The sequence below is a fragment of the Sporomusa intestinalis genome (assembly GCF_055383785.1).
In genome coordinates this window covers 1,618,710-1,640,175 of sequence record NZ_AP042390.1, presented here as the reverse complement: position 1 = coordinate 1,640,175, position 21,466 = coordinate 1,618,710, and the positions used below count along the sequence as shown (strand labels likewise).

At 46.4% G+C, this 21,466-nt stretch carries 22 protein-coding genes; 4 read left to right on the top strand and 18 right to left on the bottom strand.

Annotated features, from left to right (window positions below; translation table 11 throughout):
- Positions 1–72 precede the first annotated feature (72 nt).
- The 3 genes from ACZ481_RS07360 to ACZ481_RS07350 form a co-directional block, all read right to left on the bottom strand.
- Positions 73–465, bottom strand: a complete 393-nt coding sequence (locus ACZ481_RS07360) for a GNAT family N-acetyltransferase (protein WP_464769516.1) — start codon at positions 463–465, stop codon at positions 73–75.
- A gap of 178 nt (positions 466–643) precedes the next feature.
- The gene (locus tag ACZ481_RS07355; RefSeq protein WP_464769515.1) at positions 644–1,075 is read right to left on the bottom strand and encodes a hypothetical protein; all 432 of its coding nucleotides are present in this window, start codon (positions 1,073–1,075) and stop codon (positions 644–646) included.
- Positions 1,076–1,648: 573 nt separating this feature from the next.
- Positions 1,649–2,200 (bottom strand): flavodoxin family protein, encoded by a 552-nt coding sequence (locus tag ACZ481_RS07350; RefSeq protein ID WP_464769514.1) that lies wholly within the window; start codon positions 2,198–2,200, stop codon positions 1,649–1,651.
- Positions 2,201–2,436: 236 nt separating this feature from the next.
- Between ACZ481_RS07350 and ACZ481_RS07345 the strand changes: the two genes are divergently transcribed.
- Complete coding sequence (locus ACZ481_RS07345; protein ID WP_464769513.1) at positions 2,437–3,270, top strand: helix-turn-helix transcriptional regulator; 834 nt, start codon at positions 2,437–2,439, stop codon at positions 3,268–3,270.
- Positions 3,271–3,793: 523 nt separating this feature from the next.
- Here ACZ481_RS07345 and ACZ481_RS07340 read toward each other — a convergent pair.
- From ACZ481_RS07340 to ACZ481_RS07315, 6 genes are all read right to left on the bottom strand, one after another.
- Positions 3,794–4,261, bottom strand: a complete 468-nt coding sequence (locus tag ACZ481_RS07340; RefSeq protein ID WP_464769512.1) for a DUF3887 domain-containing protein — start codon at positions 4,259–4,261, stop codon at positions 3,794–3,796.
- A gap of 483 nt (positions 4,262–4,744) precedes the next feature.
- Positions 4,745–5,482 (bottom strand): enoyl-CoA hydratase/isomerase family protein, encoded by a 738-nt coding sequence (locus tag ACZ481_RS07335; protein ID WP_464769511.1) that lies wholly within the window; start codon positions 5,480–5,482, stop codon positions 4,745–4,747.
- 283 nt (positions 5,483–5,765) lie between these two features.
- Positions 5,766–7,448, bottom strand: a complete 1,683-nt coding sequence (locus ACZ481_RS07330; protein WP_464769510.1) for a LytS/YhcK type 5TM receptor domain-containing protein — start codon at positions 7,446–7,448, stop codon at positions 5,766–5,768.
- A 1,010-nt stretch (positions 7,449–8,458) separates the two neighbouring features.
- Entirely contained in the window at positions 8,459–9,157 is a 699-nt protein-coding gene (locus tag ACZ481_RS07325; RefSeq protein WP_464769509.1) for a YjjG family noncanonical pyrimidine nucleotidase, read from the bottom strand.
- A 197-nt stretch (positions 9,158–9,354) separates the two neighbouring features.
- Positions 9,355–9,687, bottom strand: a complete 333-nt coding sequence (locus ACZ481_RS07320; RefSeq protein WP_464769508.1) for a nuclear transport factor 2 family protein — start codon at positions 9,685–9,687, stop codon at positions 9,355–9,357.
- Positions 9,688–9,752: 65 nt separating this feature from the next.
- Positions 9,753–9,929: a hypothetical protein gene (locus tag ACZ481_RS07315; protein ID WP_464769507.1), complete on the bottom strand. Its 177-nt coding sequence runs from the start codon at positions 9,927–9,929 to the stop codon at positions 9,753–9,755.
- A gap of 257 nt (positions 9,930–10,186) precedes the next feature.
- On the opposite strand from ACZ481_RS07315, the gene ACZ481_RS07310 reads away from it, so the two are divergent.
- Both ACZ481_RS07310 and ACZ481_RS07305 read left to right on the top strand, forming a co-directional pair.
- Positions 10,187–10,537, top strand: a complete 351-nt coding sequence (locus ACZ481_RS07310) for a cytochrome b5 domain-containing protein (protein WP_464769506.1) — start codon at positions 10,187–10,189, stop codon at positions 10,535–10,537.
- Positions 10,538–10,554: 17 nt separating this feature from the next.
- Positions 10,555–10,944, top strand: a complete 390-nt coding sequence (locus tag ACZ481_RS07305) for a hypothetical protein (RefSeq protein WP_464769505.1) — start codon at positions 10,555–10,557, stop codon at positions 10,942–10,944.
- 801 nt (positions 10,945–11,745) lie between these two features.
- On the opposite strand, the gene ACZ481_RS07300 is transcribed toward ACZ481_RS07305, so the two are convergent.
- On the bottom strand, positions 11,746–12,381 hold the full coding sequence (locus tag ACZ481_RS07300; protein WP_464769504.1) for a LysE family translocator: 636 nt from the start codon (positions 12,379–12,381) through the stop codon (positions 11,746–11,748).
- Positions 12,382–12,440: 59 nt separating this feature from the next.
- A complete protein-coding gene (locus ACZ481_RS07295; protein WP_464769503.1) occupies positions 12,441–13,424 on the bottom strand; it encodes a helix-turn-helix transcriptional regulator in 984 nt (327 codons plus the stop codon).
- A 399-nt stretch (positions 13,425–13,823) separates the two neighbouring features.
- Here ACZ481_RS07295 and ACZ481_RS07290 point away from each other — a divergent pair, with 399 nt between their 5' ends.
- Positions 13,824–16,052 carry a TonB-dependent siderophore receptor gene (locus tag ACZ481_RS07290; protein ID WP_464769502.1) on the top strand — a complete coding sequence of 743 codons (2,229 nt, stop codon included), beginning with the start codon at positions 13,824–13,826 and terminating at the stop codon, positions 16,050–16,052.
- A 186-nt stretch (positions 16,053–16,238) separates the two neighbouring features.
- Here ACZ481_RS07290 and ACZ481_RS07285 read toward each other — a convergent pair whose 3' ends face one another.
- The 7 genes from ACZ481_RS07285 to ACZ481_RS07255 all read right to left on the bottom strand — a co-directional run bounded on the left by ACZ481_RS07285 (position 16,239) and on the right by ACZ481_RS07255 (position 21,461).
- On the bottom strand, positions 16,239–16,394 hold the full coding sequence (locus ACZ481_RS07285) for a Sec-independent protein translocase subunit TatA/TatB (protein WP_464769501.1): 156 nt from the start codon (positions 16,392–16,394) through the stop codon (positions 16,239–16,241).
- A gap of 129 nt (positions 16,395–16,523) precedes the next feature.
- On the bottom strand, positions 16,524–17,687 hold the full coding sequence (locus tag ACZ481_RS07280; RefSeq protein WP_464769500.1) for a 4Fe-4S binding protein: 1,164 nt from the start codon (positions 17,685–17,687) through the stop codon (positions 16,524–16,526).
- A gap of 4 nt (positions 17,688–17,691) precedes the next feature.
- The gene (locus ACZ481_RS07275) at positions 17,692–18,579 is read right to left on the bottom strand and encodes a 4Fe-4S binding protein (RefSeq protein WP_464769499.1); all 888 of its coding nucleotides are present in this window, start codon (positions 18,577–18,579) and stop codon (positions 17,692–17,694) included.
- A 10-nt stretch (positions 18,580–18,589) separates the two neighbouring features.
- Positions 18,590–19,198, bottom strand: coding sequence for a 4Fe-4S dicluster domain-containing protein (locus ACZ481_RS07270; protein WP_464769498.1), 609 nt, complete (start codon positions 19,196–19,198; stop codon positions 18,590–18,592).
- Positions 19,199–19,202: 4 nt separating this feature from the next.
- Positions 19,203–19,895 (bottom strand): TorD/DmsD family molecular chaperone, encoded by a 693-nt coding sequence (locus tag ACZ481_RS07265; RefSeq protein ID WP_464769497.1) that lies wholly within the window; start codon positions 19,893–19,895, stop codon positions 19,203–19,205.
- Positions 19,896–19,972: 77 nt separating this feature from the next.
- Positions 19,973–20,881: a dimethyl sulfoxide reductase anchor subunit family protein gene (locus tag ACZ481_RS07260; RefSeq protein ID WP_464769496.1), complete on the bottom strand. Its 909-nt coding sequence runs from the start codon at positions 20,879–20,881 to the stop codon at positions 19,973–19,975.
- Between the two features lie 4 nt (positions 20,882–20,885).
- Complete coding sequence (locus tag ACZ481_RS07255) at positions 20,886–21,461, bottom strand: 4Fe-4S dicluster domain-containing protein (protein ID WP_464769495.1); 576 nt, start codon at positions 21,459–21,461, stop codon at positions 20,886–20,888.
- Between the last annotated feature and the right edge of the window lie 5 nt (positions 21,462–21,466).

Genomic DNA, 21,466 nt, shown 5'->3' with positions numbered 1-21,466 from the left:
TTACCCTTTTTGTTATTTCTGTAACGCTTGCTAATTATAAAGATCTATAAGTTTACATGGGATAGATATCATTTATATAATTTGGTGTGTTTCTAATTGTCCCGAAAGCATTATATAAAATCCAAATTTCTTATAAAAAGGCAATAATGCTTCTGTAAATATAACTGAGATCATATATATATTATCTTCTTTCAATTTTTTTATTGCCTTATTCATAAGACTTGTTCCGACTCCTTTCCCTTGATATTCAGGGTTTACCATAACATCTTGAATATAAGCATCTGTAGTACCATTACTTACAACATCTAAAAATCCAATAAGTTTACTTTCTTCATAGCAGCAAATATAGAAATATGATCGCTTTAAAGAAGTTTTATAACAATCTTCCATACTGTTCCAACCAACAGATTTTCTGAGTTTGGAAATATCTTTTACAGAAACTTGTGATGAAAATTCATATCGCATATAATTTGACCCTCCAAATATCTATGTAGCTCTCTTTATGGCGAATAGACGAATGCCAGCGGCACTCGTCTTTCTAGCCTTAAATAGGAAGCAATTAATGAGAAAAATGGACTCGTTTGCCTGCTGTGGGCATTTCAAATGCTTGGTAGGAGAAAGTAACCACCACTGCACTTTAATCCTACCGCTGCTGCAGGAAGGTTACAAACTCCTGGTGGATATAGCCGCTGTCCCGCAACCCCTGCTTGTAGGCGATGTCCGCCGCCTGGCCTGATTCCAGGGCTGTAAATGACTCCAATTCCATGACCAGGTCAATCAATTCCGGATACTGGTCCTGCAGTTTTCCGGCCAGCTTCAGCAGACGGTGCAGGAGGCCGCTGACCTCATGAACCGTCTTACGGTAGTCGGCATCATTGGTTTCGGCCAGTTTGAGGATATTGTCCACCCTGGTAAAGATATACTGATTAAAGGCCTCATTTAAGATGTTTTGCAGCATAAGACGGTCGTCCGGTTCTGCGCCGGGCGGCGGTGGCTCCCGGTCCGGCGCTGCCGGCAAAACAGATGTTGGCTGGGGACCCGCGGCTGAACCGGAACCCGTTATTTCATCAGACATACATATACCCCCTATATTTAGACTGCGGCCATTATTGCCGTCAGCTTTTTTACAGGGGGAAATTAAAAAGAACGCATGCAAAGGGTTTACCCTACACATGCGTCCTGTTTCGATGTCTGTTACATACTCAACGCTAATAAGCCGGTATACCCGGCCAAACAACCAGGCGGCCACAAACCCGTAGGTCCTGGTCTGGTCTGCCTGCTGCTCAGTAGCTGATGAGGCTAGTCCAAATCATTTGCTGCGTCCAGTCGCACTCACAGCCCGACGCGTCTGCGGCAACAGCTATTCCTCCCGCGCTCCCCCGCTTGTGCCGCAGTAGAAGAGCGGTGTATAATAGAAATGTCGTCGTGGACAGCTTGGCTGTTACGTGTAGGTGTGTGTGCACCTTGCGCGGGCCTGGAAGTGCGCTAACACTTTCAGGTCACGTCGACTTTTTAATTTCCACCTATTTCTAATTATAGCCTGTTTGCGGTAAAATGCAAGTACAGATGAGCCGGCGGCAGGAAGTTTCTACAAAGACAATCCCTGGTAAAAAGGCTCTCTTGGTTACTTCGCCAAGCGTACCGTTGCCTATCGGTTTGCTTTTCCTGCTGCATAAGCTTGTGATAAAAGTTGTTGATTATTAGCCGCGGTGTTGGGGTCTCCGCCGCCTGTTACTAAAATGGTATCAACCACATGTAAGTTAAACATCTTAAGCAAAGCTTCATTGATTTGAAAGGCTGCCTGAAAAGACTGCGCGTTTGGATCTCCTTGCGAATAAACCATGATCAGGCTTTTAGCAGCATACCGCGGCTTAAAGGTTTCATCAAACAAGCCGCAGAGTCTATCCCATAACAGCTTCATTTGCGCTGTAACCTGGCAAATGTATACCGGCGAGCCGAAAACCACAACATCCGCATCGACAATATGGTTAAACATGATCTGGAAATCGTCTTGCATGACGCAGTGTCCGGTCTTGCGACAGACAAGACAGCCTTGACAGGGTTTGATATTCATATCATAAAGATTAAAAATAGTTGTTTCGGCACCGGCAGCTTGTGCCCCGCGAATAACTTCTTTAACAAGGGTGGCCGTATTGCCTTTTTTTCTTGGACTCCCTATAAAAGCAACCACTTTTTTCATGCTGTAACCTCCATCAAAAATTTCTTTATCCTGCATTGACTTTGACACTTCAGTTACCCGTGCCGTAGTATTTTCTGTTCTTATGTGGTCTGCCGTTTACAATAACATTTTTTCATAGATACAATGCCTCCCCTCTTTAATCAGCATTGTATTTATACTACCACTTGGTTTATCATAGTAATAGATATGTATTTATACTAGTAGTATAATTGCTAGGATAGAGGAAGGAAAGGTTTATGGATAATGAAAAGCAACGACATAAAGAATTAGGAGATTTTTTAAAATCACGCCGGGCAAAAATTTTACCGGCACAGGTTGGCCTGCCTGCAGGAATGCGCCGTAGAACTCCCGGTCTTAGAAGAGAGGAGGTGGCTCTACTTTCAGGAATCGGTTTAACATGGTATACGTGGATTGAACAGGGACGTCCTATACAGATATCCTCACAAGTACTTGAAAGTTTAGCCAGAACCTTGATGCTTGATAGATATGAAATCAACCATCTTTACACTCTTGCTCAGCATACGCCACCGGCCGGTTTTCCTCTTGGCACTGACACGGTTAATCCCATGCTGCAGCATGTGCTGGACAACTTAGCATTTTCTCCGGCAATCATTCTTGATGTCCGCTTTAATGTTATTTCGTGGAATAGAGCCGCTGCCAGAATTTTGTTCGATTACGGTAAGATTAATGCCTCTAAACGTAACCTGCTGCGAATCATGTTTACAAATGACGAATATAAAAAGACAATTGCTGGCTGGGAGTTCGCAGCGCAAGAGATGATTGCCAGCTTTCGTACAGTCTATGCAAAACTCGTCGGCGATCCATGGGTTGAGGATTTTATAAATGAACTCAGGAGCGAAAGCAAAGAATTCAATACGTGGTGGTCCATGCACGACGTCAAAAAAGATGCGGGGTTATTAAAGACTATCAACCACCCGGTATTAGGTCAATTGAAGTTTGAGTTTACCAGTTATATGGTTATATCTGATTCTAATTTAAAACTGTCTGTACTCACCGCTATTCCCGGGTCAGATACAGAAAAAAAGATAAAACAATTTCTAATGAGCTAGCTCATTACATACACCATCAAAGTCTCAATGTACTTAAAGCGATTTGAACCATATTGGGCTAGCACATTTGGGGAACGGTCTTTTTTGGCAACTTTTTCGTTACACTAGTCCTCGGAAATTCCTGTAGCTCGCTCTTTAGCTGACGGCTTTATAGCCGGATATCGAATTGCAACGTCGCAAACTGCAATCTGGTAACTGGCACTATTAAGGTTGCTGTCAAAAAAAAAAAATGACCGCTGATGGACTCGCACTCCACAGCGATCAATGGACACCTTTGACACTCGGGGACGCTCCCCTTTTGTCAACTTTTTTTCGCTACTCTAAGCCTCGGCTATCCCTGTAGTTCGCTCTATTTGCGAATAGACCATCCTGCTCTTTCTTTTAACTGCCATATAGCAGTATTGCGGGCTAGTTTGGTAACCCTGCCATTTCATGAGGCTCACGGCCGCCCATGCATAGCTTTATCTTACGGTATACTTCTAAACGTCCCCATTGCCAATCCTGGGTCTCGGTCATCGTTCCTTTAATTATTATGGTTAGTATCAGTATGACCAACCAGCTTCAGCGGATTCAGCCATACACCCCCAATGCAGGTTTGCCCGTTTTCTTGCACCAGTACCGTACGGATCAGCACTGGCTCTGCCGTTTGCGAAAAAACGCCTTTGTAGTTAACCACCATATAACCTTCGCGCAATTCAATGCTCATTACTTCTTTCGTTTTGTAGCTACCGAATTTCTCTTTAAAGTCACTCGCCATTTTCTTAAACGCACTTTCAGAAATCGCCGCTTTCATCTTTTCGCTTAGGCGACTTTGAAAACGGCCATAATCTTCGTCGTTAAACGCCTGCATCATTTGCTCTGTTAACGGTTCCGCCACCTGTTCAATATTTTTTTCATACTGCCAAAAGTCAGCTGGTTCCGCGGCTAATGCACCGCTGCTCAGCAGGCAGCACAACATAAAGACGCCTATCATCGCCATAATCTTTTTCATCTATATCCCCCTCTTCTAGTAGTTTGCACCGATGCTGCTGAGTCTTCCTGGTTTGAGCAGATTTCATCAAGTACAATACATACACTTTCCCTATTGTCAAGATATTGGCTACAGAAAACAAAACTCCTGCCAAATTAATACAAATTTAGCAAGAGATTCTCTTTTGACATCATTTAATTATCTTATATGAAACTCTAATCTTAAATCATTATCTTCACGCTCATAAAACAATCCGATCAATACAGTTTAAATGCTGATTCTGTTCACTTGAATCAATGGCACTTAACCACAAAGCCTTAAATTCGTCAATTCGTTTTTGAATAAGTGCTGCTGGTTAATTCCCCGAAAAATTATATGGTAAAAGCCTGTAGCACTCATCTTTCTGGCCTGTCTGCCCATTTTATCACCTCACTTTTATTCTACTATATTTATGACAGAAAAGGAACGTCCCTGTGTCAGAGCTGTACTCCATATCTCTTCTTATCACTTTTTTCTATGTGTTAACTGCCCAGATAACGCTTTCTTTAGTATGACCTCTTGAAATGCTTTATCATGTTCATAGGCGATAGATTCTTCAAAGCTTTTACCATAATTGGAGATTAGATAGTTTTTTGTGAAAACCAGAGTGTCTAACGGGGCTAATAGGATACTTTGAGCAATTTCAATAGCTCTTTTTAGGGCATTGCCAGAGATTACATGACTGACTAAACCAATCCTGTACGCCTCCTGGGAGTCAATCGTCCGGCCCGTTAAACAGATATCCCGGGCAATACCTTCTCCTACGATGGACCGTAAAGGCGTTATAAAAGGAGGGGCCCCAAATCTGATTTCCGGATGCCCAAACGATGCACTATCGGCGCAAACTCTAATGTCGCACAAGAGAGCCAGGTCAAAACCCCCTCCTAAAGCAGGACCATTCACTGCAGCGATAAGCGGTTTCGAAAAATTCCATAAATCCCTGTGATATCTTGCTGACGAATCATATAAGTCCTGAAATTTTTCCTGTTGCGCAAATTCGGCTAAATCAAAACCAGAACTGAAACTAGTACCCGCCCCTGTTACGATGCCGACTTTAATATTATCAAGTTCTTTCCATTGGCCGAGACAATCGGTTATTTCTCTCCTCATTTGAATGGATATTGCGTTTTGCTTGTTTGGACGGTTTAGTGTGATTACGCCAATACCAAGTTCTGCTTGTTCAACCTTAATACATGAATACACTCCATATCCCTCCTGATTAAAAATTATTAGTTAATACAAAGACACTTACCCGAAATCCTTTCATGCCGCGCAATCTAAATAGCTAGATAATTATTAGCCAGCTAATAATTATAGGGAAAAATTACGCTTTCATAAAAGGTTCACTTATATGACATGGGCACCCACAGCAGCATCTCATTTTACCCACCGACAAAACAAAACGGATGCGGTATTATCTCAACAAAACCTGGAGTTTTCGCACAGCCTGACATCTCCATTGTCAATATCATACTAGGTCTCACCATTATCCTATCTTACTTGCTACGTCATCACTTCCCAGTTGGGTATCCGGCATGGGGAATTTTACCAGAATGCTTGTTCCTGCTGGACTGCTTTCTATGGTTATAACAGCTTTATGCCTTTCGGCTATGCTATAACAAACAGCTAAACCCAAGCCTGTCCCACTATCTTTCGTAGTAAAAAATGGAGTCCCAATCCTTTTTAATACCTCCTGCTCTATTCCTGTCCCTTGATCTTGCACCTGTAATACCACCTCGTTGTTAAAGAGATATGTGCTGATAGTCACCTTTCCTTTACCAGTCATTGCTTCAAACCCATTTTTCGCCAAATTCACAATCAGATGCCGCATTTCTCTTTCATCTAATGGCAGATCGGGAATATCTTGCATCCTTATATTAATTTCTTTTTCACTAAGCAAGCCCTCTGCCTTAATTGCCGGGTGCAGCGCCGTCAAAATCGAGTTAAGATTGGTTGGTCTCAGCTCTATCGCTTTATTTTCCGCTAATATTACCATTTCACTAATTAACGAATTAATTTGATCTAGTTCGCCAATAGTTAAGAGTATGTACTCCTGGTAGCCTGCCAAATCCTTCTTCCTGCTTAAAAACTGTAGAAAGCCACGAACAGAAGTCAGCGGATTGCGAATCTCGTGGGCAATTCCTGTCGCCATCTGACCGGCTAAACTCAGTCTTTCTTTCTCTAGCCTCTTCCTATCAGTAATATCAATAAAAACGGATAATACATGCGGCTTATCGTCAATATTGACTATTTCGCTAAAAAGCAATCCCGCCCGTCTTTCTCCTGCTTTAGTACAAATTGTTACCTCCAAATTGCGAACTGTTTTCTCTGCCTGTAACACATGTGCTATATGATAGTGTCCTTCGTTAAAAACTGGCATTTCATTGATTTTTTTGCCAACTACTTCTGCCCGGGAATAGCCGAACATGCTTAAGAAACTATCATTAACATCAATATAGCGTCCGTCTTCTATCATTTTAAGAATCATGGGACTTGGGTTAAAATGAAAGGCTGTTGCAAATCGCTCTTCGCTTTTTTGCAGTTCTCTTTGGGCGATTCCTTTTTCCAATTGATTTTTGCGGGTATTGATAACATTGTTTGTAACAAAAATGAAACACGCGGCCCCCATCGCATGAGCGATAATCATAGGTATAGCAAACCGCTTGACAAGCTCGACTACTGTATCCTGCCATTGTCCCATGACTAGAGTCAAAGTCATATGAAAAACTTCAAAGCCAGCAGCGAATATTGCCGCATGAAGCGTTCGCGGCAATTGTCCCTTTTTCCATTTATGTACGAGACCGCCGCTTAATCCGGCAAGCAGTGTTGCTAACACGGCCGAGCCAACAACTTGGGCTGCCCAAGCATATCTATACATATCAACTATTCGATAGGCAATGCCAAACAAGGCTGCCCCCATTCCCACTATTGGCCCTCCCAATAAACCGGCTAGCATTGGTCCTAAAATCCTAACATTAGCCATGCCACCGGCAGCAGCAGCATATAGCGAAAATAATCCAAAAGTTAGTATCAATAAAGCCTTGTTTTTAAACGTGAGTTTTCCTTCAAGTATTTCGCAGTAATACCGCCTATGACTCAACACATAAGCTATAACCATGATGACACACATATTACTAATTGGAGTTGTTATGTCATTAAATAAATCCAAAATTACTTCCCTCCTCGTATTGAGTAGGTTGTATATTGCGCCAAAATACATCAATAAATTACACTAATTGTTAATTCATTATATCCGTTGAATTCCCCTTGTAAATTTTTGTATTTTATTTCAATATTTTTAGACATTAATGTCTAATTTTAAGCTCCTTGCTTCGCTATACCATTTTTTACACAAACATTCCTCTCCTAACACTGTTCTGTCAATCTGCGCAAATTTAAAAGCCACAGCTACTATAAAAGAATAGCCATGGCTCACTCCTGCGTTAAATTGGATTAGACCCCTATCTAAATTCCATTTTTTCTATCACATGCCGTTATCGATTGTCCTGTAAACCTAGATAAATTCTAACTTTTATACCTTTGTATTGTCTTTCATAACATGCCTTAAAATATTAATCGTAATTTAGTCAACACACTAAATAATGTTCTAAATAAAAATAGATAGGAAGTTAAACCCCCTACCTATTTTCGCACCATCCCTATAGCATTTGATACACGACAATCTCAAACAACCTATTCCTAACTCAATGAAATTTGATTCGCCTGAACAATCTCCAGATGGATCACTACTAGCTGAAAAAACTTGTTTCAAACAGTCCTTACCAATACTTTTGATGAGAGGATAAAAATCGATTAACGGTAAACAAAAAACACTATCCTAATCCAGAATTTAAACCACTTGACCACTTCAGAAAACTCTAACTCTGAAATACTTGGGCTTTGATTTCCAGCTCACTATAAGGGATGGTGCTTGATAAAATAATAACATAGGCCAAGTAAAATTGCAAGTTCACTATTATAATTTTCAGGGTAAATTTTTCATTCACCATGGCCCATTAGCAAGATTGTTCCTTTAATAGACTCTAGGGGACGTCAGAATGTGCGAAACAAAACAATGTAAATACAGTTAACTTTTGGCACTTGTATACAGCGATGATTTTTGTTCTGCAATATGAGAGAATCTCGAAGCAACCATTCACAGGAGGGACGCCCCACCCATTATCCGCATTTTTTCGGGGCGCAAATATCGTATAATTCCACTAAGCTTGTGACTGTGTATGTACTTTGAATCTCAGCAGAACATGTTTGTGACTTTCTGTTAATCCAGCAGGTATCAATGCCTGACAGGAGGCCGCCTTTGATATCGGTATGTAATGAGTCGCCGATGATAAGTGCCTCCTTTCTATCAAAATCTTTAATATGCTTCATCACGTAATTGAAAAATTCTTGTGATGGCTTTTGAGACCCAATGCTTTGCGAGTCAAAAATGTCTTCAAAAAATTCATATAAGCCGGACTGCTGCAAGCGTTTTATCTGAGTTTTGGTGATACCATTAGTAATAACAAACAGTCTATGCGATACAGATAAGCTCTGGCACACTTCCAATGCACCTTCCATATGCTGACAGCCATTGCCCAAAAGCTCTCTATACATATTTTCCCATTCAATGCCATCCACAGCTTTTCCCAGTTTTAACATAGTCTTGGCAAATCGTGAGTTTAACACATCCGTTAGTGCAATATTTCCATTTTCATAATCAGTCCACAGTTGTTTGTTGACAGCATGATATACCCGAAACAGTTCATCCGAAAAGGTATACCCCTGTTGCTGAAACAATTTGTTTAACGAATCGATTTCATTAGCACCGAAATCTAACAAGGTATCATCTAAATCAAATAAAAGTATTTTATAACTCATTTTCCTCCCCCTAACATATAAATAATCTTTTACATCATCACATTTTCTAAGTTAATTTACTCTATTGCCTGCCGGCTACTATCAATTCAAAAACACGGGGACAGGGAGATTGTTTGGGATTACACCAGGCAAATTCTCACTATCTGACGATTTGTCTACGGCTCCACAAAATTACTTTGCATATTCTGATAACGTCATTATCCTAATATAAATTCATGCTCCTCAACAATAAGACCATCTCGGAAATAAAATATATCACAGGATCGTTCCCCAAGGCTGTTTTTCAAAATAGCAGTAATTCTTTGTCCATCAGAGCTTGTATACAGGGCTTCACAAACAAAAGTGTTATTACTGTCCTTATACGCGGCCATCATGGCCGCTACATATGCTTCCGCGTTATTATAAACGATTGTTGCTTGTTTAGAATGTAAAACCCATACTACATCTGGAGAAAGAAAGCGCCGGTATTTTTCCCAGTCACGCTTATTCTCGGCCTCGAAAAAAGCGCGTAATATGTCCACTGTATCCACAACATCACCTGTCCGAATTTAAAATGCAATGACAACGAGATAATATTTCCGGAAAATGCATTTCCCTAAAATGGCGGGAGAAAATCAAGTATCACTTTCATCAGAGTAAACACCAGCGCTCCCCAGATTGTCTTGAGCAGCCGTTGCTGAGCCGTCAGGCCTTTGCGTAGCAAGGGCAGCACGTAGTACATAAAGGCTCCGAAAACCAGAAACGTAATTATATAATTGCCAAATTGTCTCATGGCATTAACCTCCCAAAAAAGCCCGCACTTTCCAGATGCTCCGGCGATTACATTATGCCACCTTTTATGAGCTAAGGCAACAGGGTGTCCCAACATCCTTTGCTTGAGAGAATCCCTGGCGTACTACCAGAATTTTATTTGCAGCTGATTAACAGCAAGGGCGGCGGATAAAGGGGATTGTATTGTAAATAACGAATTGCTATAATAAGGAAATAAAATTTATTTTTAGAAAAACTGTTGCGAAGGAGGTGAAGTAAATGAGAAAGCCAGTTATTATCTTTATGGCTCTTATCGCCGCCCTTCTTATCCTATCTGCAGGCTGCACCCGGCAGGAGCAGTCGGACAACAATACGGCCACGCCACCGCCAGCGGCAAAACTGCTGCTGACACTGGAGGAGCTCGCCGCCTACAATGGTAAAAACGGCAACCCGGCCTATGTGGCTGTTGACGGTGTGATCTACGACGTAACCAATCTTCCTGCCTGGAAAAATGGCGAGCATAACGGCTACCAGGCTGGACAGGATCTCACGGATATAATTAAAAACAAATCTCCCCATGGTATAAGCAAGCTGTCGAAAGTGCCGATAGTTGGGTCTGTAGCCAAATAAGATAACGAGGTGAAAAAATGTATCAGGTGCTGGGGTGGACGAGTGCCGTCCTGTTTTTAACCGTCACAGCTCCCTATTGGCTGCGGCGATGCAACCAATTTGTCCCTGTACTCACAAGAGAAACGCTCAATCACTGGACGAAACTGCTGCGGCCGCTCCACAAGCCGCTTGGCATTATGCTGATGATAGTCCCGCCGGTTCACGGCTATCTTGTCCTGGGTGCATTGCGACTTCACACCGGCAGCCTGGCGGCGACCATGCTCATCCTCACGGCCATTTTAGGAACGCTGTTCTTTTTGACCCGCAAACCCGTCTGCTTTACCTTTCACAAACGTGCGGCCCTGCTGTCCGCCATCCTGATACTGCTGCACCTCCTTGCGCCCGGTGCAGTCAGCTATCTTTTCTGACAGTTTGCCTGCCGCTTATTCCGGGGATGCCTAATGCTGCACAGGCAGTTATCGTTATCCATAGTAAAGAAGCCCCGTAAAGCCTCTGACTTGATACGCATAGCGAGGCTACAAGCTCAGTCCCAAGACTACTGAAAAAGCCGCCCAACTGCATAATCTTTCCGGTCAGCCCCGACAAGGGGCTCTTTTTTATGGCATTTTTGGTCGCTGAAAGTAAAAAACTGCCTTCTATTGCAAAGGCAGTTTACGGTAAAATATCTTTCTCAAGGAGCAGTTTTCTCAACTAATTCACAGCTTTCCGAGCAACTGGTGTCTTCACTGTCACAACGCGATTCTTCACAAACCAAAACTTCCTCAACTTTGGGTTTATCCTCTTCGTTATACACCGGCCCCACTCCTTTCACTACTGTAAAGATATATATTATTAGCACTACCTAATAATACCTTCCGAATCATAATAATTAGAAATGTTTATATAAAAATTACCAGGAGTCAACTTGCAATTTTCCATTGTTTCAGCAATTAACATTTGTTATTATTTAGTAATTTAAATATACACTAATCGCTGATAAAGGTCAATACCCTTCAATAGAGTCCCAAATAACTTTATTGAATACATACTTTTATCCGCTTTTCCTGCCCTTACAGCGCCAGGGATAACAGCATTACAACAGACCTCTAATAATGCTAACTAAAACCTATGTTCTTAGTTAGCATCCTCACAGCCTGTTCTGCCGCTGGCCAGGGGCGGCACCGGCTCCTGCTCCCATAAGGGCGCTCCTGCCGAAGTCAGCTAGGTTACTATTTGTTATCTGACAGCATTAATTTAAGCCCTAAACCGGCAAATATGGTTCCCGCTGCCCAGCGGCAATATTGCTCCAGCTCGCGTTTGGCCACAAGCCAATTCCCCACGCAAGCCGACGCTTGGGCGTAAAGAATAAGCACCAGCAAACCAAGCACAAAGAATATAAGCCCGTATAGCAGCATGGTAAAAGCGGCAGACTCGCTGTTGCCATCAATAAACTGGGGAAAAAAGCTGATAAAAAATATTGCTGTTTTCGGATTTAATGCCGAAGTAAAAAAGCCCTTTACAAACAATTTTGCCGCAGGCTCTGCTTTCCGTACCACAATATCCGCCGCGGCCAGGGCTTTACTTCTCCATGTCTGCACACCCAGAAACAGCATATATAAGGCCCCGCAAATTTTTATAATGCCATATAACGCGGCCGATTGCTGCAGGATAACAACCAACCCCAGTGCGGCCAATAATGCATACAGCAGGTCTCCCGCACTGGCGCCAAACGCTGAAATCAAAGCAGCCTTCCGGCCTTGCGTTATCCCCCGCATCATAACATACAGGGTGTTCGGCCCCGGCATCAAGACCAAGACCAGGGATGCTATGATGAATAATACCAGGCTGTGCAAATCAATAGACATAAAAATACCTTCTTTCTCTCCGGCCGATACCGTAAGCAAGAGCGGTAGGCTCTTGCTGCTTACAAATAAAGTGCTTTTCTAAAATGCCGTGGCGTAAAGCCGTGAATTTTTTTAAATGCATGCGTAAATTTGCTATGGCTTTCATACCCCAACAGAGTGCCGATATTCTGAATGCTCATCTCATCATGGGATAAGAGCCGCAGAGCATAATCCATTTTTCCCCGCCGTACATATTCACTAATCGTCATCTTGTAGCAGGACTTGAACAGCTGGCGCAGCCTGGTGGTGCCCATCCCGGCCAGCGCGGCCAGCTGCTGAACGGTTGGCGGGTTCAGGATATCCTTATCCAGTTCAGCCTTAACCTGCCAGAGAAATTTCTTGTTCTGATAGGTAATATAATTAACCCGTCTTGTTTTCTGGTACCTTTCCGCATAACCCTTCAACTCTACACTATGCAGGATAAGACCAAGAATTTCAATAACTTTGCTCTCCAGGTATATCCACGGCGCCACTCCATCCCGGATAGTAAGTTTGAGCTGTTCAAAGGCCAGTGTTATTTCCGGCCTGTTGTAATAACTGCTTGGCCAGGTCAACGCATCGGCGATAGTAAGCGGTTCTGTCCAGCGCCGGTCCTGCAGATACCCCGCCAGAAAGTCGGCGAAAATCCAGGCGCAGGTATAGCGATGGTCCGCTTCACAGCCGTAAATCATTTTAAACGGCTGCCCCTGATTAACCAGTAAATGAATACCACGCTCCAGCCGTCTGGGCTTTTTGCCCCGCTCCCCAATCGTAATATCGCCGTAAGCCAGGGAGCACAGCCACAGACCGGGCTGCTCAATCTCGTACACACGGGTAACAGGCTGGCGCAGCGTAAAATAAGCATTGGTAAGAACCAGACCGGGTACAGGTCTGATATCCACCAGCCAGCTGTTGCCGTTTTCCGGCGGCAGGCCGTAGCGTATACCTTTGCCCCAATTGCTGGCGGTGCAGCCAAACTGCGCTGCTAAGCCGGCATTGCCGTTAAAATACTCATCTGTCCCCATTTTTTCACCTTTTCCATCGCCTCCGTCAGGCCTACGTTTACTGGATAATGCTCTGCCACTTTTATGATACCATGTTGTGCTGCTAAACAAAACAGTGTCCCCGGCCGGATTCTATGCCAAAATTACAGTAAACTGCACCAAAATAACACCAGACAATCACCTCAAACCTGAGAACTATTATCACTAAGAAACAAATTATACATGTTTCCAACCAGGCAGCAACCCTGCCTGCCTCTCATTGACGAATCGAAAATCACCTTGTTATACTGAACCCAAGTTAGGTGAGCCGGCTTGCAAAAACTAACTTAGAGCTAAATAAATCATATTACTGATAATGATTATTGTTGTTAATTGGCGCCAAATTTACAGCATATCTTATCGTAAAGGGAGCCAGAAAACATGAATAAAAAAATGTCCCGGACCGCGCAAAAGCGCTTGCTCTATACCCTGCTTGGCAGCAGCCTGCTCTGGCACCTGCCTGCGCCGGTCGGCGCAGCCGATGAAACAAGGGATACGGCACCACCCGCAACCCATGCGGCAGCCGAACAAGCTGAAAAAGCTGACGGCCAGCGCGAATTTAACCTGGAAGGCATCGAGGTCACGGCGAATAGAGCGGCCGCAGCCGACAACGGCTATGTCGCCAATCGCAGCCGGGCCGGTACTAAAACCGACACGCCGCTGGCAGAAACCGCCCGCTCCCTCAGTGTAATCACCCGGGCGCAGCTCGACGCCCGCGGCGTCACTGACCTGTTTGACGTCCTCGGCTATACGCCAGGCTTCAGCGACGCCAGCTACAACCGGGATTCGCGGTTTTTCCGCGGCAGCCTCCGGGGGTTTGTGAGCAGCGAGGCGCTGTTTACTGACGGCCTGCGCCTGGCCAGCGGGGGCTTCGCCATCTCCGCCTATGATCCGTATAGCTTCGAACGGATTGAGGTGCTGCGCGGCCCGGCCGGCATTCTCTATGGCGCCAATAATCCCGGCGGCGTCATCAACCAGGTCTCTAAGCGGCCCACCAGCGAGGATTTCCGGGAAATCCGCCTCCAGGGGGGGAATGATAGTATGCGCAGCGCCGCTATCGATTTGGGCGGAACAGTCAACGAACAGGGCAGCGTCCTTTTCCGTCTGACCGCCCTGACTGCCGCTGAAGACCTGCCGGCCGACTACAGCTCCGCCAAACGCCAAATGCTTGCTCCCGCCCTAACCTGGAAGCCGGCTGAGGCTACGAGCCTGACTATCCTGGCCCATTATCAAAAGGATGATATCAAGGGCAGCTTTGACACCAATCCCTACCGTTACCTGAAGGGACACAAGCTATACGGCTACCCCGGCACTCTGTTTTACGGCGAACCCGGTTATGACCGGTTTATCCGGGATGACAAGCAGATCGGTTATATTTTTGAACACCGCTTCAATGCTATCTGGTCGGTAACCCAAAGCGCCCGTCACGCCGACATGGCCGCGGATTTCAAATACCTGGCGGTAGATAGCGTAACAGACGGCATTGCCAAGCGTACTGCCTACTATTCGCAGACCGATCTCTCTTCTGATGTCATTGATACCCATTTCCAGGCGAAATGGTCCGGCGGGGCCGTTGACCATACCACTTTACTGGGCTTTGATTATCAAAATACTGAATATAAAAATGTCTGGCTCGCCGGCGAGGCGCCCGCTCTTGACCTCAGCCGCCTGAACTACGGCCAGCAGGTTACGGTCCCCACCACCTTGTCGCCCTATACCTCGCCGGCTGTCAAAATGAAGCAGGCCGGATTTTACCTGCAGGATCAATTAAAATGGGGCCGCTGGACGGCGCTTGCCGCCGGCCGTTACGATAGGTTTGACCAGGATACGCGCAATCTCAAAACCGGCACGCGCACCCGCATTGACCAGAACGCCTTTACCGGCCGTCTGGGGCTGGTTTACGACGCCGGCAGCGGCCTGTTTCCCTATCTCAGTTATGACGAATCCTTCGAAGGCCAGGCCGGCACAGACCGCTATGGCAGCCCCTTCGACCCGACCACCGGCCGGCAGTACGAGCTCGGCGTCCAATATGCGCCCGCCAACGGCAGCATCCGCTACAGCGCCGCTATTTTTGATCTGCGCCAGCAAAATGTGCTGACCACCGACCCCCTCAACACCGGCAGCGAGAGCTTCCAGGTTCAGACGGGCGAGACCGCCGCCCGGGGCCTGGAGCTGGAAGCCAATATGGCCGCCGTAAAAGGTCTGAATATTACGGCCGCCTATACCTACATGCCTAAGCATGAGGTAACCAAAAGCAATATTGCCTCCCGCCTTGGCAAACGTACGGAAAACGTGCCGCGGCACAGCGCCTCCCTCTGGCTTGACACCGCCGCCCCGGCGGCGCGCGCGGATAAACAGGCCGCAGGCTGGGGCTTCGGCGCCGGCCTGCGCTATATCGGCTCACGCCAGGACTATGCCAATACCGTGAAAATGGGCGGCGTTGTCCTGACCGATGCCATGGCCCGCTATGATGCTGGCGGCTGGCGTTACGCGCTGAATGTGCATAATCTGTTTGACAAAGAATATGTCATCGGCTCCTGGACAGACAGCAGCTATGAAACAGTCAGCCCCGGCCGCACAGTCCGGCTGACGGCCACACACCGCTGGTAAGCACGCTCATCTTCACGCATATGATTTGCATTGTAGACAAATTGATATGAGCGCATCTATAACTGTAAAAAATAGAAGGGGTTGTCTCAAAATATTGATTGAGACAACCCTATTTTTTAAATATCGGTGGCGCCGTCTGCTGCGAATACAGCCTGCTTCCCTGTCTTGTTTACCCATGATTTCTCCCTATTTTGCTGTTCCCGCTTTGTTTTCCGTTGGCTTACCTTCCATAGTTATAATATCATGGTTAGACGGTTCAGCAGATACGGCCCGCCTAAGCTCACCAATCCCTTTGCCAATTGCCTTACCGACCTCAGGCAACTTACCCGGTCCGAATACCATAAGGGCAATTGTAGTATTAACCCTAATTCGGCCATACTGAAATTGAGCATAGCTTTCATATCCCCTTTCTATCTGCACATTAATCTAATTAGTCTCTCGTTTTTACCAAGTGTGCAGCTGCTTCTTACCTCAATTTTTAACCATGCACCCCAGCAAACGCGCCATACGCTGGTCGATAGGCTCCAATAGAGTATCAATTTCTTCTTGCCGCTTGACAATAAGTATCCGCGAAGCCGGAGCAAGCATCTCGCCCAAGTCTACTGTGGAAGTAATTTTGATACTTTTATGGCAGCATATGTCTTGACACAAACCGCACTGAGTGCAGCTCGCTGCATCGAATGAGAGGCTCCAAAGGCCATTCTGCCGGTTAACAACGATAGCTGAAGTCGGGCAGGAGTCAGCACAGACGCCACAGCCATTGCAGCTGTCAGCAATGCTAATGTTCCCCCAGAGCTTGCTGGAGAAGCCCGCAGTAGCCGCCGTAGTCTGGAGGGAATTTAGCGAGTTTACCAACAAGCGCCACTTCTCCGGCAAATTCTTTGCTTCCTTGATGGCATTCGTCAGTCCGTTAGTTTCCGAACGCTTATCATCCGCACCGAGCATGACTTCTGGAAGCACTTGCGTAAAGAGGCTCGTGCTTTTTTTCCTGAACTCGGTGAGAAAGGCACGGCGGGATATACCAGCCGCCTCACCTTCCGTAATAGACAAAGGTTTAATTATCTCCGGGATTTTCCGGGTAAGCGCAATCACGGCAGGATAATTCCAGCATCCCAGTAAACGGTTTGCCGTATCGGCCATTGTCTGAACAAGATCACAAATCTTGTGCTGCTGGCAGTCTGTACAAGCAGCGTTAATAATGGCTACCTTGATTGCACCTTGAAGAACCGCATCGACAAGAATAGATTCATCACACCGAGCGATACAGGGAACAGCGATGGTGCGATGACGCTCTGCTGGCTGAGCTTTCAGATAGACTTCGCATGCGAAAGCGACTGCTCCTGAACTTTTTATATGGCGGGCTACAAGAGAACGCAACTCCTTGTTTGAAGGCAGCTCGGCGGAAAGCGCACCACTGGGGCAGACAGAAGCGCAGGCACCACATCCGGTACATTTTTCAACCGCAAAGACAAGACCTTCCAGGCAGGTAATAGCACCATTCGGACACACCAAAGAGCAGCGCAGACAGGAACTATGAAAATGCCGCTTGCGCAGGCATCTCTTTTCCTGCATGACGATCCTCCGCTTGTCAAGCCTGGCACAGGCTTCCGTAAATAGTTCGAGTTTAGACAACATGTAATCATCGCCTCCAGGGAAATCGTATGGCCTGAACCGGGCAGTTATCTGCACATTCTTTACACTTAGTACAGTCGCTGATGTCACCAGTTCCATTGCCGTTCTTAATATCCACACCAAAGCTGCAAGCACTATGACAGCGCCTACACCCGATACCACGGCTTTCCTCCAGACAAAGGGAACGGTCTACGGCAGGCACAAGACGCCGGTTGAATTTGCTAAAGATGCTCAGCAATGCTCCGATGGGACATAACTTGCTGCACCACTTTTTCAAAAGTACAAGTTCAACAATAATTATAACGGGAAAAATAATAAGATCGAGCGTCGGCTCATTGAAATGAATGAGGCGGATCAGTGCAAATAAAGTCGCGAAGACCAATCCAAGCGGACAGATGAGGCAAAATACGGGAAACCCGAAGCTAGCAGAAGATACCAGCGTTGTGCTTAAAACAAGCAGACCCGAGGAGGAATTCTTCTCGCTAGCCGACTTCTCCGGCGGAACGGAAGCCTTTGCTTTTTCCTCTACCTTCAGCACCGGCAGCCCCGCACCATTATCGGGGATATTATTCTTAAAAGCCTTCTGGCCTTCGTCAATTTCGTTGATTAACAATTTACGCACTAAGGGAACGGGGCAGATCCAGCCGCAAAAGACACGCCCCAATATGATGGTCAGTCCGGCGATCACCAGAAAAGAAAGCAGCAGATGCGACATAATTTCTCCGCTGGCAAATACCGTTTCCAGGTAACCCAAAGGGCAAATCACGGAGATATTCTCCACGCCGAAAGCAGAAATCGACCCTGTACCGGCATTCTTGACCGCACCCATAGTGACAGTGAGAGCTACAACCGCCATCGTTGCTATTCTTAGTGCGCGTGTTTTACTCTTGTTCATACGCTTCCTTCTACCTCTGCCGCTGCGCAATTGGCGTAACTATAATACCGCGTATGTTGCCACCAACGTATGCCCTTAGCACCAGCGCGGGACACACTTTTTCACAGATACCACAGCCATTGCACTTATCGGAATCCACCACCGGGCGGCGCAGTTCGTCAAGCGTAATCGCATGATAAGGGCACGCCGCCACGCACACTATACAACCGCCTGAATCCCAGGCAATGCAGATCTCCTCCCTCACTGCCGCACGTCCAATTTTCACAGTATTACTGTCGAAAGGTTTTAATGCCTGGGTAGGGCAGACCTCGACACATTTACTGCAAAAATTGCAGTACCCGAGATGAAACTTCATCACCGGCGTACGGGCATCCAGAATACTGTCCGCTAAGCTCGCCAGACCGATTACGGAAGTAGGGCACACACTTCTGCAGCGGTCACATCTGAGGCATCTTGCGATAAAGGCTGCCTCATTCTGCCCCCCGGGCGGACGAAGGAGCGCTTTGCGGGGGAGACTCTTGCCAATTCCGCCAAGCCCAAGCAGAAGGATAGCGGCTCCGCCAGTGATTTTAAGAAAGGTGCGCCGCGAGGTATTTGTTTCTAATTTATATTGACTCATGCCACTAGCCTTTATCGGCAGCATCCAACGCAATTTCGGCAATCAGCTCTTTAAGAATGATACGTTCCAAACGTAAATAGCTATTGGTGACTTTGGCAATCGCTTTGTAGAACCCTGTCTCTGCAAACTTTTCTATATCGGCGCAAAAAGCAGGGACCCAGTTCAACAAATGCTGCGTAAGAAAGTCTAGCTGCTCCTTTAAAGAGGCCGAAACCGCCGGCCAGTCCTGTTGAGCCAAAGCGGCCTGTGTCTCGTGGCACAAATAGGCCATAAAGTCAAGTTCGAGGGCTAGATGATCTTCCGGAAACGCCAGTTCTTCTGCCTTATACAAGCCTTTGGCACTATAAACTGCCATCACTTGATCGCGCGCAGCTTGCATGACCAGCCGCTTGGGACTTGTATAAACCGACTCGTACGGGTACGCTGCCGCATCTTTGGCTATCCCGGCACCAAGGAATACCCTCGCGTAATCTATAGCCAAAGCGGTTAATGGATCACTGCCAGGGCTGCGAAGATAGGCTTCAAGCAGCCGGTATCCTTCGCCAAGTTCATCGTCTCCACACTCAGCGGGGAAGCGCATACCTTGCATCTGCTCCAATAATTCTTGCTCTGCTTCCACCTTATAGATACGCCCCAGTAACCGGTACAAATTTTCCCGGTTTGAAATAAGTGCTAAACGCTCTGCTGCTGTATCCACTATATTCCTCCATTGTTTATTGCCAAAGCGGGGAAGAAACACCCCATCGCATCCCCCACTTGCCTATACTTATATTTTTAGAAAAATTGCTTTATGCTGCTGCCAACCAGGAACATCAATGCCCGAAAGGCAATACCCGCAACCAGGACAGAAGCCAGCCCGAGCATTACCGTTGCCAAGGGCGAAATGCGCTTAGCCTTTTTCCCATAAAGCGGCAGCGCTAGGGCCGCAGGAAGCACTAATCCAAGCAGCACCATTCCGCCCCAGAAAAGCAGTGCCAGATCGCCGGTCAAAATCCTCGTTACCGACCGGGTCACATCAGGATAAGGTGCAACGCCTATGTGAATCAAATACGCGACAATCAGTACCGCTTGCACTCCGAGCGCTGCCAGTGTCGCACGGTTTATCATTACTGCCGTCGCCGCCGTTTCCGTTGTGGCTGCCGTTTCTGTTGATGTTACGGTTGGCAGGGCCGCTTTGCCATAGTTTTCTGCACGCAGAAACAACAGATTGAGACTGAAGCACCCCATAACAGCGGCCGAGACCACATAAAGTACCGGCAAAATCAAGGTGTTCCATGCAGGTCTGGCAGCCATCACATATGCATCACCATTGATAAAGGCCAGCGCAATTGCGAGTACTGCCCCGGCGGTAGCGATAACTTTACAGGTGTAATTAGAAGCATTTCTCCGCAGGGCAAGCAGATAACCCAGAATGGCCAGACCTAACAGACCGCTCAGCGTTGACTCCATAAAGATGCCGGAGTTTGGATTACTCAGCGCACCGAATATCCGCTCAGGATGACCTAAGTGCATAGTGCTTGACAGGCCGCCGATGCCTAAAGCTGCAATGGTAACAATGGAACTTATTGTTCTGATCTGCCTTGCCTTGCCGTACCATTCGGTCATGACGACTGAGCCGGCAAAGGTTCCGCACCCCAGCCCGATAAATAGCGTAAACAACACTAATGGCCATTGGATGCTCATATTATCACTCCTTCCATTCAGCGGTTTCACTATGGAGAACGTACCGAGCGGAAGGATGATTTCCCACGTCCGGTAGCACATGCACACTGTCGCTGCCAGCCTTACTAATTACTTTGGCTACTTCACTGTTCGGATCGTCGATATCGCCGACAAACCGGCACTTAGCCGGACAATTCTTGACACAGGCCGGCTGCTCGCCAACGGCCTGCAGCTGCGTGCATAGCGTACACTTCTCTACCACCTTCGTTTCTTGGTTGAAGGACCGGACTCCATAAGGACAGGCCATCATACAATATTGGCAACCGATGCACGTTTCTTTATTGACGAGGATAACACCATCCTCAGCCTTATAAGACGCCCCGGTCGGGCATACTCTAACACAGGGCGCGTCTTTGCACTGCTGGCACATCGCTGGCAAAAAGTACATCTCCACTTTGGGAAACGTACCTGTAGGTCCTACCGTCAACACTTTGTTCCATACACACCCAAGGATTACCCCGTTCTCCTGTTTACACGCCACTTCACAGGATTTACAGCCGATGCAGCGATCCAAGTCAACCACCATCGTTCTTTGTGACATAATTA